General features: G+C 66.2%; 14 protein-coding genes and 1 riboswitch. Of the genes, 11 read left to right on the top strand and 3 right to left on the bottom strand.

The genetic code is table 11. The features are described 5' to 3' along the window. Positions 1-66: 66 nt before the first annotated feature. The 3 genes from nifV to MSB02_RS08230 are packed head-to-tail and all read left to right on the top strand — an operon-like array spanning position 67 to position 3,032. A complete protein-coding gene (nifV, locus tag MSB02_RS08240; RefSeq protein WP_267194757.1) occupies positions 67-1,251 on the top strand; it encodes a homocitrate synthase in 1,185 nt (394 codons plus the stop codon). Next, positions 1,248-2,528, top strand: coding sequence for a 3-isopropylmalate dehydratase large subunit (locus MSB02_RS08235; RefSeq protein WP_323748521.1), 1,281 nt, complete (start codon positions 1,248-1,250; stop codon positions 2,526-2,528). The genes nifV and MSB02_RS08235 overlap by 4 nt, the downstream gene beginning before the upstream one ends. A 3-nt stretch (positions 2,529-2,531) precedes the next feature. After that, a complete protein-coding gene (locus MSB02_RS08230) occupies positions 2,532-3,032 on the top strand; it encodes a 3-isopropylmalate dehydratase small subunit (RefSeq protein ID WP_267194756.1) in 501 nt (166 codons plus the stop codon). A gap of 169 nt (positions 3,033-3,201) precedes the next feature. Here the strand turns inward: MSB02_RS08230 and MSB02_RS08225 are convergent, their stop codons facing one another. Together MSB02_RS08225 and MSB02_RS08220 are read right to left on the bottom strand one after the other, a co-directional pair. Next, positions 3,202-3,597, bottom strand: coding sequence for a type II toxin-antitoxin system death-on-curing family toxin (locus tag MSB02_RS08225; RefSeq protein WP_267194755.1), 396 nt, complete (start codon positions 3,595-3,597; stop codon positions 3,202-3,204). Continuing rightward, positions 3,594-3,842, bottom strand: a complete 249-nt coding sequence (locus MSB02_RS08220; RefSeq protein WP_267194754.1) for an AbrB/MazE/SpoVT family DNA-binding domain-containing protein — start codon at positions 3,840-3,842, stop codon at positions 3,594-3,596. The genes MSB02_RS08225 and MSB02_RS08220 overlap by 4 nt, the downstream gene beginning before the upstream one ends. 242 nt (positions 3,843-4,084) lie before the next feature. Here MSB02_RS08220 and MSB02_RS08215 point away from each other — a divergent pair, with 242 nt between their 5' ends. Beyond that, positions 4,085-5,176: an isocitrate/isopropylmalate dehydrogenase family protein gene (locus MSB02_RS08215; protein WP_267194753.1), complete on the top strand. Its 1,092-nt coding sequence runs from the start codon at positions 4,085-4,087 to the stop codon at positions 5,174-5,176. A 21-nt stretch (positions 5,177-5,197) separates the two neighbouring features. Continuing rightward, complete coding sequence (locus MSB02_RS08210; RefSeq protein ID WP_267194752.1) at positions 5,198-6,367, top strand: TolB family protein; 1,170 nt, start codon at positions 5,198-5,200, stop codon at positions 6,365-6,367. Between the two features lie 15 nt (positions 6,368-6,382). On the opposite strand, the gene MSB02_RS08205 is transcribed toward MSB02_RS08210, so the two are convergent. Next, a complete protein-coding gene (locus MSB02_RS08205; RefSeq protein ID WP_267194751.1) occupies positions 6,383-7,531 on the bottom strand; it encodes an acetoin utilization protein AcuC in 1,149 nt (382 codons plus the stop codon). Positions 7,532-7,760: 229 nt separating this feature from the next. Next, positions 7,761-7,844, top strand: a riboswitch (cyclic di-GMP riboswitch). 107 nt (positions 7,845-7,951) lie between these two features. Between MSB02_RS08205 and MSB02_RS08200 the strand changes: the two genes are divergently transcribed. The 6 genes from MSB02_RS08200 to MSB02_RS08175 all read left to right on the top strand — a co-directional run bounded on the left by MSB02_RS08200 (position 7,952) and on the right by MSB02_RS08175 (position 15,999). Then, complete coding sequence (locus MSB02_RS08200; RefSeq protein WP_267194750.1) at positions 7,952-9,292, top strand: cytochrome c3 family protein; 1,341 nt, start codon at positions 7,952-7,954, stop codon at positions 9,290-9,292. A 495-nt stretch (positions 9,293-9,787) separates the two neighbouring features. Continuing rightward, positions 9,788-11,452 carry a dihydroxy-acid dehydratase gene (ilvD, locus tag MSB02_RS08195; protein WP_267194749.1) on the top strand — a complete coding sequence of 555 codons (1,665 nt, stop codon included), beginning with the start codon at positions 9,788-9,790 and terminating at the stop codon, positions 11,450-11,452. Beyond that, complete coding sequence (gene ilvB, locus MSB02_RS08190) at positions 11,449-13,197, top strand: biosynthetic-type acetolactate synthase large subunit (RefSeq protein ID WP_267194748.1); 1,749 nt, start codon at positions 11,449-11,451, stop codon at positions 13,195-13,197. The genes ilvD and ilvB overlap by 4 nt, the downstream gene beginning before the upstream one ends. Beyond that, positions 13,198-13,683 (top strand): acetolactate synthase small subunit, encoded by a 486-nt coding sequence (gene ilvN, locus MSB02_RS08185; RefSeq protein WP_267194747.1) that lies wholly within the window; start codon positions 13,198-13,200, stop codon positions 13,681-13,683. Positions 13,684-13,694: 11 nt separating this feature from the next. After that, a complete protein-coding gene (gene ilvC / locus MSB02_RS08180) occupies positions 13,695-14,690 on the top strand; it encodes a ketol-acid reductoisomerase (RefSeq protein ID WP_267194746.1) in 996 nt (331 codons plus the stop codon). A 163-nt stretch (positions 14,691-14,853) separates the two neighbouring features. After that, the gene (locus MSB02_RS08175) at positions 14,854-15,999 is read left to right on the top strand and encodes a pyridoxal-phosphate-dependent aminotransferase family protein (protein WP_267194745.1); all 1,146 of its coding nucleotides are present in this window, start codon (positions 14,854-14,856) and stop codon (positions 15,997-15,999) included. Positions 16,000-16,003 lie beyond the last annotated feature (4 nt).

The following is a 16,003-nucleotide window of genomic DNA, read 5'->3' as shown; positions in this document are numbered from 1 at the left end:
CCGCCGGTCCCGTGCGGCCGTCTGACCCTCAGGCCGGGGGTCCGGGACACTAAGGAGCCGAGGTCCATGAATCAGACCGCGAAAGACTTCCCGGTTGAGAGCAGCCTGGGGGTCGGGCGCGTGATGATCGACGACACCACGTTGCGCGACGGGGAACAGACCGCCGGCGTGGTCTTCGCGAATCGCGAGAAGGTGCGCATCGCGCGTCTGCTCGACGAAGTGGGCGTCCATCAGATCGAGGCGGGCATCCCCGCGATGGGTGGAGACGAACGGGACGTCATCGAGGAGATCGCGCACCTGGGGCTGAAGGCCTCCGTTCTGGGATGGAACCGCGCGAACACGCAGGACATCCAGGCATCGCTCGACTGCGGTGTGGACGCGATAGCGATCTCGCTCGCCACGTCGGACATCCACATACAGACGAAGCTCGTGAAGGACCGCGCCTGGGTGCTCGACACCATCCGGGAGAGCGTCGCTTTCGCCAAGTCGGCCGATCCCGACCTGTATGTGTCGGTGAACGCCGAGGACGCGTCGCGCACCGAGCTTCCGTTCCTGATCGAGTACGCCAAGGCGGCACAGGCGGAGGGTGCGGACCGCATCCGGTTCTGCGACACGATCGGGCTCATGGAGCCGTTCCGCACCTACGAGGTGGTGCGGCACCTGCGTGAAGAAAGCGGCCTTGAGGTCGAGATGCACACGCATAACGACTTCGGGATGGCGGTGGCCAATGCCATCGCAGGCGTTCACGCGGGCGCAACATGGGTCAACGTCACGGTCGGCGGACTCGGCGAGCGCGCCGGCAATGCAGCGCTCGAAGAGGTCGCCATGGCGCTCAAGCACATCGAGGGGTTCGACCTCGAGATGGACACCACGCGCTTCCGTGAGCTGGGCGAATACGTTATGGCCGCGGCAGGCAGGCAGATACCGGTGTGGAAGTCGGTCATCGGCACGAACATGTTCGCGCACGAGAGCGGCATCCATGCCGATGGCGTGATCAAGAACCCGAGCACGTACGAGGTCTTCGCACCTGCCGAGGTAGGTCTGGCGCGGCAGATCGTGATCGGGAAGCACTCCGGGTCGCGCGCGCTCGAGCTCAAGTTCGAGGAGTACGGGATCCAGGTGACGAAGGAGGAGGCGAGCGAGCTCCTTCCACGCGTGCGCACGATGGCGATCGAACTCAAACGCGCGCTCTTCGATAAGGAGCTCATCTACATCTACAACGACTGGAAAGCGGAGAAGGACAAGGGGTGAGGACGATTCCAGGCAAGACGATCGCCGAGAAGATCTTCTCGGCACACTCAGGAAGCGACGCGACCGCGGGCGATATCGTGGTTGCGGACATCGACTTCGTGATGGGGCAGGACGGCACCACGCCGCTTGCCATCCGCGCGCTCGAGAGCATGGGCGTGGACGAGGTCTTCGATCCGGCCAAGGTCGCAGTGGTGATGGACCACTCGTCGCCGAGTCCTATCGAGGGCGTCTCGGCGCTCCACACGATGATGCGCGAGTTCGGCAAGAAGACCGGCGCGAAGGTCTATGACGTGGGCTGCGGCGTGTGCCACCAGCTCATCCCCGAGGCGGGCCACGTGGTGCCGGGCGACCTCATGGTGGGCTGCGACAGCCACACGTGCACGTACGGCGCGGTGAACGTGTTCTCCACCGGCGTGGGCTCCACCGACGGGGCGGCCGCCATGGCCTCCGGCAAGCTGTGGTTCAAGGTGCCGGACACCATGAAGGTCACCTACAACGGCGAGCTTCAGCCGGGCGTCTTCAGCAAGGACCTCGTCCTCGCGCTGGCGGGTCACATCGGCGCGGATGGCGCCACCTACATGGCGCTCGAGTTCCACGGTCCCGTCATCGACGCGCTTTCGGTCGACGCGCGCATGACGATCTCCAACATGGCGATCGAGGTGGGCGCCAAGGCTGGTCTGATGCGCGCCGACGAGAAGACGCTCGCGTGGTACGAGGGCCGAGGCGGCCGCGTTCCGCAGCCGGTGGATCCGGACGCCGACGCCGTCTATGCCGAGGAGGTCACGCTCGATGCCTCGGCCATTGGTCCGCAGGTCGCCAAGCCGCATGCCGTGGACAACGTCTCGCCGATCGAGGAGGTCGCCGGTACGCCCATCGCACAGGGCTTCATCGGCACCTGCACCAACGGGCGCCTCGAGGACCTGAGGATCGCAGCCGACATCCTGCGCGGGCGGAAGGTGCACCCCGATGTGCGGCTCATCGTGGCCCCGGCGAGCAAGCAGATCTTCCTGAACGCCATGGAGGCCGGGTACGTGCGCGACCTCGTTGAGGCCGGCGCCGCGTTCGTGACGCCAGGTTGCGGTCCTTGCGTGGGGACGCACAACGGTGTGCCGAGCGACGGCGAGAACGTGATCTCCACGGCCAACCGCAACTTCAAGGGCCGCATGGGCAACAGCAACGCGTTCATCTACCTCGGCAGTCCGGCCACCGTGGCGGCATCGGTCATCGAGGGCGCGATCACCGATCCACGGAAGTACTTCACGGGAGAGGGGGCCTAAGCGATGGCGATGACCGCGAAGGCGTTCAAGTACGGTGACGATATAAACACCGACTACATCATCAGCGGCAAGTACAAGTTCAAGTCGGCCGACATGGAGGCCATGGCTGTGCACGCCATGGAGGACCTCGACCCCGACTACTACAGCAAGGTGAAGCCCGACGGCGGTTTCCTGGTGGCCGGTACGAACTTCGGTATGGGTTCAAGCCGCGAGCAGGCTCCGCTCGTGCTCATCCACTCCAACACGAAGGCGGTGCTCGCCAAGAGCTTCGCGCGCATCTTCTATCGCAACGCGATCAACACCGGCCTTCCCGTGGTGGAGTGCGACACCGACCTGATCGCCGACGGCGATGAGCTCTCGCTCGACCTCGAGGGCGGCGTCCTCAAGAACATCACGCAGGGTACCGAGATTCCGTTCGCGCCGCTGCCGCCCGTGATGGCGCAGCTGCTGGCCGACGGCGGTCTCGCGGCGCACTTCCGCAAGCATGGAGGGTTCGCGGTATAGCGGCACCAAGGTCACCCCGGGGTATGGCCACGCGCTCGAGCTTCGCAAATGGAGCGCTTAGGCCATACCCCGGGGTGACTCGCGTCTGGGTACCCTGTGCTCGAGCCTCGCAAATGGAGCGCTGCGACCATCTGCCGGGCCCTCACCCGCACGCGGCCCCCAGGCGCTACTACTCGAACGCCTCGGCGTTCTCGCGGAACGCGGCGGCCAGTGCCTTCTTCGTGACGGTTCCCTCGCAGACGCCGATCACGAGTTCGTAGGCCGCCTCCTCGGATATGATGAGCTCGAGGCCGTTCAGATCCAGGAACACTACGGCGGCCACGAAACCTGCGCGCTTGTTACCGTCGATGAACGGATGGTTCATGACGATATGGAACAGATACGCGGCGGCCATCTCGAAGAGGTCCTCGTGGAGGTACTCATCGCCGAGTCCTGCCTGAGGCATCGCCACTGCAGACTCAAGCATGCCTCTGTCGCGGAGGCCATGCGAACCCCCGCGACGTTCGACTTCATGTTGATGGAGATACTCGACCTCGTCGATCGAAAGGAAGACGGGACGGTTCATCTGGCAAGCCTGTCCAGGGTCGTCGAGTATCGCTCGTCGACACGCAGCAATGCCTCATCGATCCGCGCCCGGCGCGCGTCGATATCGGCGACCGGTGTGATCGTGAGCGAGCGGCCATCGGTGCTGACGATCACTTCCTCGTCGTCTCCCAGGTTGAGGAGTTCGAGGATCGCCTTGTCGATGACCAGCGCCCTGCTGTTGCCATGTTTCACGAGTCTCTTGCGCATCACTGTCGCACATCCCATCGGCCTCACCTCCACGCGCAAGCGTAGAGTAATGTACTTACCGAACGTATACCAAAATGATAACCCAAGTTAAACCAACAGTGTATGGTTCGGCCTTCCGGTGTCTTCTCGGCTCCGATTTCCTCCCCGTGGCGCTCCCCTGCCGTACAATCACCGGGCACACATGCGACGCCCAGGCGTCGCATCCACCCGTCCGAGGGCGCGCCGCGTGAGCCGTCCGCGAACACTGGAGGTACACCTGAATGGCTAAGCACACCGTGACTCTGATCCCCGGTGATGGCATCGGGCCGGAGCTCACCACCGCGATGACGCGCGTGGTGGAGGCCACCGGCGTCGACATCGAGTGGGAGGTCGCCGAGGCAGGCGCCGACGTGATGGAGAAGTACGGTACGCCGCTTCCCGAGCACGTGCTCGACTCCATCCGCACGAACAAGGTCGCCATCAAGGGCCCGATCACCACGCCAGTGGGCACCGGCTTCCGCAGCGTCAACGTCTCGATCCGCAAGGAGCTCGACCTGTACGCGTGTCTGCGTCCGGCATTCTCGATCCCCGGTAACGGCGCCCGCTACGATGACATCGACCTCGTCATCGTGCGTGAGAACACCGAGGACCTGTACGCGGGCATCGAGTTCGAGCAGGGCAGCGAGGGCGCCCGCAAGCTCATCGAGTTCGCGGCCGCCGAGGGCGCGGGCATCATCCGCCCCGACTCGGGCATCTCGCTCAAGCCGATCAGCATCGAGCGCAGCCGGCGCATCGTGAAGTACGCCTTCGACTATGCGATAGCCAACGGTCGCAAGAAGGTCACGGCCGTGCACAAGGCTAACATCCTCAAGTACTCCGACGGCCTCTTCCTCAAGGTCGCGCGCGAGGTGGCCGCCGAGTACAAAGACTCGGGCATCCAGTTCGAGGACTACATAGTGGACGCCACCTGCATGCAGCTGGTGCTGCACCCGGAGTGGTGGGATGTGCTCGTGCTGCCGAACCTGTACGGCGACATCCTCTCGGACCTTGCCGCGGGGCTCATCGGCGGGCTCGGCATCGCGCCGGGCGCCAACATCGGCGCCGACTGTGCGGTCTTCGAGCCCACGCACGGCAGCGCGCCCAAATACGCGGGCAAGGACATGGCCAACCCCACGGCCGAGATTCTCTCGGCGGTCCTGATGTTGAACCACCTCGGCGAGCGCGACGCGGCCGACCGCGTGCTCGCGGCCGTGCGCGGAGTCATCGGCGAGGGCGACAAGGTCACCTATGACATCAAACGCTCGGTCACGGGCAGTACCGACGGCTGCGTGGGCACGCAAGCGTACGCGAATGCGCTGATCGAGCGCTTGTAGCGACTGGAAGGCGGGCCGCCGGTGGCCGGGGGCACTACACCGTCAGACTGGCACGATATCGACCGGCGGCATCGGGCGGGGATCCTGCTCGGTGCCGCCGTCGTGCTCGTAGCCGCCGCCGCGGGGTTGGTCGCGCTGCTCGGTGGCGAACCTGCCGTCGTGCCGGGCGGTGAGACCACCCCTACGATCACGCCTGCCGAGCAGACCACCGAGACAATCTCACCGGCGCCCGGGTACGACTCCGCCCTCATCGGAGAGGAGGGGCGGGAGGAGGTCGCGGCCTCTCCCGATGCTCCGGCGCCGGCGCAGGACACGGCAGGGAACGTTTCCGGCTCCGTCGCGTACCGTCGCGACGGGTGGCTATGCGTTGTTACGGAGGATGGCGCGGACGAGCGGCGCGTGGCCGAGTCGGGCTCTGGTGCGTTCACGCTCTCGCCTGATGGCGGCACCCTCGCGTTGATCGACGGCGGATCGGGTCAGCTGGTGCTGGTGGATGTCGATAGCGGCGATCGGGTGTCCGTGGGTCCTGCCATCGACGACCCTCCTGCGTGGGCTCCCGACTCGGGCTGGCTGGTCTACGCCGCATCCGGCTCCCGTGTGATGCGCGCCGACCGCAGCGGCGCGGCCGCGACGTTGCTCATGGCGGGGACGATGCCGGTGGTCTCTCCGGATGGGCGGACGGTGGTGGCGGTCATCGACGCTGCACGTCGCGGCGAGATCGCGGTCTGGCAGGATGACGGCACGCGGCGCTACATCACCAGCGCCCCCGTCTCCGGCGTCTGCTGCACCGATGAGCGGGTCTACTACGGAAGCGGCCCCGACGTCTCCGGTGCGGTGTCGCTGCGTTCGATGAGACTCGACGGCAGAGGGGACCGGGCCGAGTTGACGCGGGCACAGTCGGCGCGGCCCGTCGCATACGCCGATCTGCTCCGTTCGCCGGACGGTTCGTGGGTGTGCTTCGCCGAGCGCGGCGACGACGGGTACTCTCGCGCGTTCGCGCTGCCGGCGGCGGGTGGGCGGTTGGTGGAATTGTCCGGGCGTCGCGACTGCTACCCGCTGATGTGGAGCGGTGACGGCTCTGCCGTCTACCTCATCGAGGGGAACGCGATGCAGGGCGAGCCGACATGGCTCGTCTCCGTGATCCTCGGGGACGGTATGCGCCGTGCGCTCGTGGACCTCGGCGTTCGATGACTCGGCTGCCGGTCGTCATCCGGCCATGATGCGTGAGATCACATGGGCGGTGTCGTGCTCGACACGCGCGACCGTGTCGTCGTCCAGGTCGGGACCGGGGTCCTCTCGGAGCCGTGTCGGTGGTTCCCCGCCGAGTGCGCGTACCCGTTCCTGCCATGCAGCGGGGATCTCATCGGACAGGTCAAGGCGCAGGAGCGAGGCGGCGAGCAGCGTCCACACACGGGGCACCACGGTGAGCCAGGAATACCCGCCTCCGCCAAGGGCGACGAGCCGACCGCCGCAGACCCGGTCGGCCAGCGTGCTCAGCCGGGTGAACAGCATCTCGTATCCGGGCACGGTCATGCCGAGCGAGGTGAGCGGGTCGCTCCAATGTGCGTCCGCGCCGTTCTGGGTGACGATCACGTCGGGCGCGAAGGAGCGCACCAGCGGATCCACCACCTTGTCGAAGGCGAGCCGATAACCGTCAGGTCCCGCGTACGGCGGCAGCGGCACGTTGATCGTCGTGCCGAGGCCATCACCTGCTCCGCGCTCTCGATAGGAGCCGGTGCCCGGGAACAGGTACCGGCCGTCCTCGTGGATCGAGGCCACAAGCACCCGCGGCTCGTTGCAGAACGCCTCCTGCACGCCGTCGGCATGGTGGGCGTCGATGTCGATGTAGGCGATACGGAGATCGGGCCGCTCGGATAGAGCGCGTACCATCGCGACGGCGGCGTCGTTGTAGATGCAGAAGCCGGCGGCACGGTCTCGGTGCGCATGGTGTAGCCCGCCCGCTGGCGCGAACGCCCGCACTGAGACACCGGAAAGCACGTGGTCCAATGCGGTACACGTGGCGGCTACCACGCGCGTGGCGGCCTCGTGCATCCCCGCGAACGCCGGGTCGTCCCCGGTGCCGATCCCGTGCCCGACCCGCGCATCCGGGTCGATGGAGGCCCTCTCGACGGCCTCGATGTACGTCTCATCATGCACAAGCGCCAGCGCCTCGCGGTCGATCGCCCGGGGTGGCAGGAGCGAGAACCGTCCCGGCCCAGGGTCGTCGCCGGTGGCGATGAGGCCGTACGCGGCGATCAGATCGAGTGTCAGGGTCACCCGCTCGGGACGGAGCGGGTGCCAGGGCGCGAGGTCGTATGCGCCAAGCAAGGTGTCGTACACGATGACCGGGCGCACGGAGCCTCCTGTCCAGCGGATGGCACGTATGGAAGGACTCGATCGAGGGACCAACGGTTACTTCATATGTCCCCAGATGTGCCGAGCGGCTGAGTGCGGCGTCTGATCGTCACGTGCTGCCGCTCATCAGTGTGAATGGGCATTAATGTGTTGCGTGTCACAACAAGGTTGCGAATCGGTACAAGAGCGTTCATAATTCACAATCGCCCGGTGGATATGGGGGAGTGCCGGGCCGATCCGAAGCGATGAACCGCCATCTGTGATTGGGCGCCTGGATGACGGGGAGCGAGTGGCGCAACCGGCTGATCGTGTTCGGCCGGTTTTTTCATTTCCCGCCCTAGGGGCGGACGGGGGATGCGGCCGGGCCGCCCATGTGGGCTTTTTCGACATGTCGGTGCCGAAGAAGAGGTGGCGATCCGTATGCGTCCTCGTATCATGCCCGTGCTGGTCCTCGCTCTGGTCACTGTCGCACTCGCTGCAGGTGTGGCCATTGCCGAGGAGACCGGTGACACCACGTACTCGAGCGGCTCGGAAGAGTGCTACGTCTGTCACGGCGTGGACGCCGTCAGCGGCGTGCGCGTCGTGGACTTCCGCGTCGGTGCCGTGGACTACACGAGGTGCTCGACCTGCCATGGTGCGATCAACACGAGCCAGCACTGGCACAACCCATCGTTCCTGTTCACGCGCTGCAGCGACTGCCATAGTGGCATGCTGCCGATCATCCGGGATCTGACGCAGCGCTTCACTTCCACGTACATCGATCCGGTCTACGGCACCTTCAAGACGTCCGTTTCCCTCAGCAGTACTCCGCAGACGCTCCATGCGGCGCACTCCGGCGAGGGTTGGGTCAACTCGCTGGTGTTCAAGGTGGGCAGCACCGCCGAATGCCAGAGTTGTCACGCGGCAGCAGCCTGCTCGGCATGCCACTCTGATGCCGTGCCACACGGGGACCACGCGGTCTCCGGCTATCCGGGCGTCAGCTACGTGCAGGCCACCGGGACCGGTACGGTCACCGAGCCCTCCACGTGCGTCAACCCGGCCTGTCACGATCTCGCCAAGGTGGCCGTGGTCGAGTTCATCCCGCAGTGCGCTACGTGCCACTTCACCTTCGAGGAGCATTACGGGGCCGAGCGGCACACCAGTTCCTGGGCGCCGATGTCCGGGTGCAGTGACGACGGGTGCCATGATTCCTCGGGAGACCTCATGACCATCCATGAGGAGCATCGCACCGTCGAGGAGGGCGAGTTCGGGTGTGTGGGTTGCCACGCCAACGCGCTCTATGCCGATGAGATCGCAGCCGGCCTTACCGGTTGCGACGACTGTCACGAGATCCACGGCGATGTGTCCGTGATCCATACGGCCATCGACAGCGCGGGTTGCGTGGATTGCCACGAGACGGGCGACACGCTCGCGCTGCACGTGGCTGCAGACGGCTCTGCCGACTGCGCACTGTGCCACAGGGCGCCCGCCGGACGGATCGACTGGTCCACAGCCACGATCGAGTGCGCGTCGTGCCACGGGGCGCTTCAGCCGGTCGAGACACAGCACTACCCGGTGGACGTTCACGCGTCAGTGCCCTTGAGCAATGGTTGTCCCAACTGCCACTCCATGGACCTCAAGACCGAGCACTTCAAGCCCACCGTCGCCGTTGGCTGCGTGGAGTGTCACGAGACGTATGTGGACTCGTTCACGGCGCCCTGGGACGGCACGTGCGATGCGTGTCACCCTGCGCGGCACCGTGATCGTCCGAGCCGCTGGTAGATGTGCCCGGCCGGGAGCCTGCCCGAGAGGGTAGGGGCTCGGCCGCGACGAGCAGGGGAGTCCGAGGTCCGGGGGGACCCATGGGATCTCGTTGAGGGGCTGAAGGGCCTGCTTGTGCAGGCCCTTCAGCATTCGTGTATACTCGCAGCCTCACAAGCGCAGAGCACGATCGGCGTAGACGGGGAACAGTAGAGGTCAATCCCAGCAATAGAGAGTCGGGGACGGTGGAAACCCGGCGCGGGACGCTTCGAAACCCACCCCAGAGCCACCCGGAAGAACGATCCGGTACCCGGTGCGGACGACCTCCGCAGGGGCTGGACCAAGTAGGACGGGTCGGCGGCATCCGTTACCTGCCGCATGAGTGTGATGGCATCGCCCGATCCGGGCATACGTGCCGTCTCCATGGATGCGGACGGCTGCGAGCCGATCCTCTGCATCTCTCACCTCGCTCCATGCGGCACAACGGGTCCCCGCCCAGGAAGGCAGGGTCTGAGCATGGAGTATCGAAGCGACCTGATGAAGAGCGGCCCCGCACGGGCGCCTCATCGCAGCCTCTTGAAGGCCGACGGCCTCACCGACGAGGAGATCGCGCGCCCGCTTGTTGCCGTGATCAACTCCGCCAATGAGATCATCCCCGGTCATGTGGGCATGGACCGGGTCGCCGACGCCGTGAAGGCCGGCGTGCGTATGGCCGGCGGCACTCCGCTCGAGATCTCCACCATCGGGGTGTGCGACGGCATCGCGATGGGTCACCAGGGCATGAGGTACTCCCTGGCGAGCCGCGAAGTCATCGCCGACTCGGTGGAGATCGCGGTCTCGGCCCACGCGTTCGACGCGGTCGTGCTCATCCCCAACTGCGACAAGATCATCCCCGGCATGCTCATCGCCGCCGCGCGCCTCGACCTGCCCACCGTGGTGGTGTCGGCCGGACCGATGCTTGCCGGTCGCTGGGAGAATCGGCACGTCGACCTGGACACCGTCTTCACCGCCGTTGGCGCCCACGCCAAGGGCGAGGTGAGCGACGAGTCGCTCCTCGAGCTCGAGAACAACGCATGCCCTACCTGCGGAAGCTGCGCGGGCATGTTCACCGCCAACTCCATGAACTGCCTCACCGAGGCGATCGGCATGGGTCTGCCGGGCAACGGCACCGTGCCGGCCGTTTACTCCGAGCGTATCCGTTTGGCCAAGCGCGCCGGCATGCAGGTGATGACGATGCTCGAACGCGGCATCACCGCACGGCAGATCATGACGCCCGCCGCCATCGCCAACGCGATGACGCTCGACATGGCGTTTGGTGGGTCGTCCAACACGGTCCTCCATCTCACCGCCATAGCCGCCGAGGCAGGCGCGCCGATCACGCTTGACGACTGGCAGGCGGTCTCGGAGCGCACCCCCAACCTCGTGCGCGTCTCGCCGGCGGGCGCGATACACATCGAGGACCTGTACTTCGCAGGCGGTATCCCCGCGATCATGGCGGAGCTCGCCAAGGGCGGCCTGATCGACACGGCGGCGCGTACGGTCACCGGACAGACCGTGGGCGAGAATCTCGCAGCGGTGCAAGGCGCCGACGGCACCGTGATCCGTCCGCTCGATGACCCGTACGCGCCCTTCGGCGGTCTGCGCGTGATGAAGGGCGACCTCGCTCCGGCGGGCGCCGTGGTGAAGCAGTCGGCGGTTGCGCCGGAGATGCGCCACCACAGCGGTCCGGCGCGGGTGTTCGAGTCGGAAGAGGCGGCTAGCGAGGCGATCCTCGGCGGTCGCATCGAGGCGGGTGACGTGATCGTCATCCGCTACGAGGGTCCCAAAGGCGGCCCGGGGATGCGCGAGATGCTCTCGCCCACAGCCTCCGTCAAGGGAATGGGACTCGCCACGAGCGTTGCGCTCATCACCGACGGCCGCTTCAGCGGCGCCACTTCGGGTGCGTCCATCGGCCATGTGAGCCCGGAGGCGGCCGCCGGCGGCCCGATCGCGCTCGTGCGCGAGGGCGACACCATCTCCATCGACATCGACACCGGTTCGCTCACGCTCGAGGTGCCGGGATCCGAGCTCGAGGCCAGGCGTGCAGCATGGAAGGCGCCGGAGCCGAAGGTCGCGCGGGGCTACCTCGCCCGCTACGCGCGTTTCGTCACAGGTGCTGAACGAGGGGCGGTGTTGGAATGAGAGTGACCGGCGCAGAAGCCATCGTGAAGTCGCTTCAGGCCGAGGGCGTCGAGGTGGTCTTCGGCTATCCCGGCGGCGTGGTGCTGCCGCTCTTCGACGCTCTGTACGAGGCCGAGGGCCTTCGCGTGGTGCTCACGAGGCACGAGCAGGGAGCAGCGCATGCGGCCGACGCGTACGCCCGAGTGACCGGCAAGCCCGGCGTGGTGATCGTGACGAGCGGTCCCGGCGCGGCAAACACGGTCACGGGTATCGCCAACGCGTACATGGACTCGGTACCGATGGTCGTGATCACCGGTCAGGTAGCCACGCACGTGCTCGGCACCGACGCGTTCCAGGAGACCGACATCACGGGGATCACCATCCCCATCACCAAGCACAACTACCTGGCCGACGACGCGGAGGACATCCCTCAGATCATGGCCGAGGCGTTCCACATCGCCTCCACCGGCCGTCCGGGCCCCGTGCTCATCGACCTGCCTGTGGACGTGTCACGCGGCGAGCTGGACTTCAAGTATCCCGAGCGGCTGAGCCTGCCCGGCTACAAGCCCACCGTGAAGGGTCACGCCAAGCAGGTGCACCAGGCTGCAGCGCTCATCGCCAAGGCGCGCAAGCCGCTGTTGTACGTGGGCGGAGGCGTGCTCGCGAGTGATGCGGCCAGGGAGCTCAAGGAGCTCGCCGAACTCATGCAGCTGCCGGTGGTCACCACGCTCATGGGCAAGGGCGCCTTCCCTGAAGACCATCACCTCTTCGTGGGGATGCCGGGCATGCATGGCGGCAAGTTCACCAACTACGCGATCACCGAGACGGACCTGCTTCTCGCGGTGGGCGTGCGCTTCGACGACCGTGTGACGGGCAAGCTTGCCACCTTCGCCACCAAAGCGAAGATCGTCCACGTGGATATCGACCCGGCGGAGATCGGCAAGAACCGCTCGGTGGACGTGCCGATCGTGGGCGACGCCCGAACGGTCATCTCGGGGATGACGGCGGAGCTTCGCAAGATGGGCGCCGAGCCCCGCACGGACGCATGGATGCGCGTGATCGACGACTGGCGCGCGCGCTATCCGTTCCACTACCACACGAGCGATACGGCGATCATGCCGCAGCATGTGGTGGAGCGTGTCCGTGAGCTCACCAAGGGCAAGCCCACGGTGTTCACCACGGAGGTGGGCCAGAACCAGATGTGGGCGTGCCAGTACCTCCGCATCACCGAGCCGCGCACGTGGGTTTCTTCCGGGGGCCTCGGCACGATGGGATTCGGACTGCCTGCGGCGATCGGCGCGCAACTCGGCCGGCCGGAGCACATGGTCATCGACATCGCCGGCGACGGTTCGATCCAGATGAACTCGCAGGAGCTTGCCACGGCGGCCATCAACAAGCTGCCCGTCAAAGTGGTCATCCTCAACAACGGGTACCTCGGCATGGTGCGTCAGTGGCAGGAGCTCTTCTACGACAGGCGCTACTCCAGTTCCACGCTGCCGCAGGACTGCCCCGACTTCGTGAAGCTCGCCGAGGCCTACGGTTGCTTCGGCATCCGGGCCACCACGCCCGCCGAGCTGGACGATGCTCTCGTGGCGGCGTTCGCCTACGACGGCCCTGCGATCGTGGACGTACGGGTGGAGCGCGAGGAGAACGTGTTCCCGATGGTGGCGCCCGGCGGCTCGATCGACGAGATGCTCGGTGGCATCCCCGGCGGCCCCGTATCGGACATGCTCGATGAGGAGCTCTTCGAGGAGGTGTGGGAGTAGATGAAGCACACACTGTCTGTCCTCGTTGAGAACAAGCCGGGTGTCCTCACCCGCGTGGCGTCGCTCTTCGCCCGGCGAGGCTTCAACATCGATTCGCTCGCCGTGGGCACCACGGAGGATCCCACGATCTCGCGCATGACGATCGTGGTGAACGCCGAGGAGACCGCGCTCGAGCAGATCACGAAGCAGTTGTACAAGCTCATCAACGTCCTCAAGGTCCAGGACCTCGACCCGGGGGACATGATCGATCGCGAGCTCGTGCTTTACAAGGTGAGCGCGCTGCCGGAACGGCGGCACGAGATCATCGAGATCGCCAACGTGTTCCGCGCCAAGATCGTGGACGTGGGACGCGCCAGCCTCACCATCGAGGCCACGGGGACGGGCGACAAGCTCGCCGCTATGGAGGATCTGCTTAAGGCATACGGCATCAAGGAGTTGGCCCGGACCGGCAAGATCGCGCTGGCGCGCGGTAGCCGCGACGCATAGGAGGAGACACGATGGCAACGGTGTACTACGAACAGGACTGCGATCTCTCGCTCGTGCGCGAGCGTAAGATCGCCGTCATCGGTTATGGCTCGCAGGGACATGCGCACGCGCTCAACCTGCACGACAGCGGCTGCGACGTCCGCGTGGGGCTTCGCGCCGGGTCCAAGAGCTGGGACACCGCCAGGGAGGCAGGCCTCAAGGTCGCCACGCCTCGCGATGCGGCGGCCGAGGCGGACATCGTGATGATGCTCACCCCCGACGAGACCACAGCGCACATCTACTACTCGGAGATCCACGAGTCGATGACCGAGGGCAAGGTGCTCGCGTTCGCCCACGGATTCAACGTCCACTTCCAGCAGATCGAGCCACCGGAGGGCGTGGACGTCATCATGATCGCCCCCAAGGGCCCCGGCCACATGGTGCGCCGCACCTTCGTGGAGGGCTCGGGCGTGCCGTGCCTGATCGCCGTGGCGCAGGATGCCAGCGGCAAGGCCAGGGACATCGCGCTCGCGTGGGCTGCAGGCATCGGCGGCGCGCGCGCAGCCGTGATCGAGACCACCTTCGCCGAGGAGACCGAGACCGACCTCTTCGGCGAGCAGGCCGTGCTGTGCGGCGGCCTCACGCACCTGGTGCAGGCAGGCTTCGAGACGCTCGTGGAGGCTGGCTATCAGCCCGAGATCGCGTACTTCGAGTGCATGCACGAGGTCAAGCTCATCGTCGACCTCATGTACGAGGGCGGCATGGCCAAGATGCGCGACTCCATCTCCAACACCGCCGAGTACGGCGACTACGTCACCGGGCCGCGCATCGTCACCGACGAGACGCGTGCCGCGATGGCCGAGGTGCTGTGGGACATCCAGAGCGGCAAGTTCGCGCGCGACTGGATCCTTGAGAACCGCGCGGGTCAGCCGAGCTTCAAGGCGATGCGCCGGATCCACGCCGAGCATCTCATCGAGGACGTGGGCGGAGAGATGCGCGGCATGTTCGCGTGGCTACGACAGGAATAGCCTTCGGCCATTCCTGCGCAGCCACGCACCGCGCATCGAGCGGACGCGCGCCGCTCATGCGTGGCCTTGCGGTACCAAGCGCCGCCTGCCGGGGCGGCGATAGCGTCACCACGTCGTCCATGGGGGGCGACGACGATACCCCTGAGAAAGGAAGAGAGTCACGATGCAGAAGAAGTACCTGATGACGCCGGGCCCGACCCCGGTCCCTGCCGAGGTCCTGCTCACCCAGGCCGCGCCGATCATCCACCACCGCACGCCGGACTTCTCGGCCGCATTCAAGCAGGCGATCGAGGGCTTGAAATACGTGTTCCAGACCGAGAGCGACGTGCTGCTGTTCGCCTCTTCGGGCACGGGTGTGATGGAAGCGGCCATCGCCAACTCGTTCTGCGCGGGCGACAGTGTCATCGTGTGCCGCAACGGCAAGTTCGGTGACCGTCAGAAGCAGATCGCCGAGGTATACGGACTCAACGTGATCGATCTCGCGTACGAGTGGACCAGCGTGGTCGACCCTGCCGACGTGGCCACAGCCCTCGCCGAGAACCCCGGTGTGCGCGGGGTCATCGTCACGCAGAGCGAGACGTCTTCGGGCGTGCTCAACGACGTCAAGGCGATCGGCGCCATCGTTCGCGAGCACCCCGACACCATCCTCATCGTCGACAGCATCACCGGTATCGGCGCGGTGGACTGCAAGACCGACGAGTGGGGTCTGGACATCGTGATGACGGGCTCGCAGAAGGGGCTCATGCTCCCGCCGGGCCTCGCCGCGTGCACGGTCTCCGCGAAGGCGTGGAAGGCGTACGAGCGCTCCACGCTGCCCAAGTACTACTTCGACTTCATGAAGTACAAGAAGAACATCGAGAAGGACACCACCCCGTTCACCCCGGCTGTCTCGCTCGTGCTCGGGCTCAACGTAGCGCTGAACATGATCCGCGAAGAGAGGATCGAGAACACGATCGCACGCCACAGCAGGCTGGCCGAGGCCACCCGCAAGGGCTGCGAGGCGCTGGGACTCGAACTGTTCGCCCCCGCCGAGGGTCGCGGCAGCGCGGTCACGCCGGTGTGGGTGCCGGAGGGCGTGGACGGCAAGAAGATCGTGAGCATCCTCAAGAACAAGTACGGCATCACGATCGCTGGCGGCCAGGACGACTACGCAGGTCGCATCTTCCGCGTCGGGCACCTGGGCTACTTCGGCGAGTTCGACATCATCACCACGCTTGCCGGTCTTGAGATGACGCTCGCGGAACTGGGCTACGAGTTCGAGCGCGGCGAGGGCATCAAGGCCGCCGAAGCCGTCTTCATGGGGGAGTAGACAG

The organism is Anaerosoma tenue, assembly GCF_023161965.1.
Classification (GTDB): Bacteria; Actinomycetota; Coriobacteriia; order Anaerosomatales; family Anaerosomataceae; genus Anaerosoma; species Anaerosoma tenue.
Note: the sequence above shows the minus strand (reverse complement) of the source record. Positions and strands in the feature narration are given on the sequence as shown.

Coding starts and splice junctions, on each gene's coding strand:
- nifV (WP_267194757.1), top strand. CDS start 67: ATGAATCAGACCGCGAAAGACTTCCCGGTTGAGAGCAGCCTGGGGGTC.
- MSB02_RS08230 (WP_267194756.1), top strand. CDS start 2,532: ATGGCGATGACCGCGAAGGCGTTCAAGTACGGTGACGATATAAACACC.
- MSB02_RS08225 (WP_267194755.1), bottom strand. CDS start 3,597: ATGAACCGTCCCGTCTTCCTTTCGATCGACGAGGTCGAGTATCTCCAT.
- MSB02_RS08220 (WP_267194754.1), bottom strand. CDS start 3,842: ATGGGATGTGCGACAGTGATGCGCAAGAGACTCGTGAAACATGGCAAC.
- MSB02_RS08215 (WP_267194753.1), top strand. CDS start 4,085: ATGGCTAAGCACACCGTGACTCTGATCCCCGGTGATGGCATCGGGCCG.
- MSB02_RS08200 (WP_267194750.1), top strand. CDS start 7,952: ATGCGTCCTCGTATCATGCCCGTGCTGGTCCTCGCTCTGGTCACTGTC.
- ilvD (WP_267194749.1), top strand. CDS start 9,788: ATGGAGTATCGAAGCGACCTGATGAAGAGCGGCCCCGCACGGGCGCCT.
- ilvB (WP_267194748.1), top strand. CDS start 11,449: ATGAGAGTGACCGGCGCAGAAGCCATCGTGAAGTCGCTTCAGGCCGAG.
- ilvN (WP_267194747.1), top strand. CDS start 13,198: ATGAAGCACACACTGTCTGTCCTCGTTGAGAACAAGCCGGGTGTCCTC.
- ilvC (WP_267194746.1), top strand. CDS start 13,695: ATGGCAACGGTGTACTACGAACAGGACTGCGATCTCTCGCTCGTGCGC.
- MSB02_RS08175 (WP_267194745.1), top strand. CDS start 14,854: ATGCAGAAGAAGTACCTGATGACGCCGGGCCCGACCCCGGTCCCTGCC.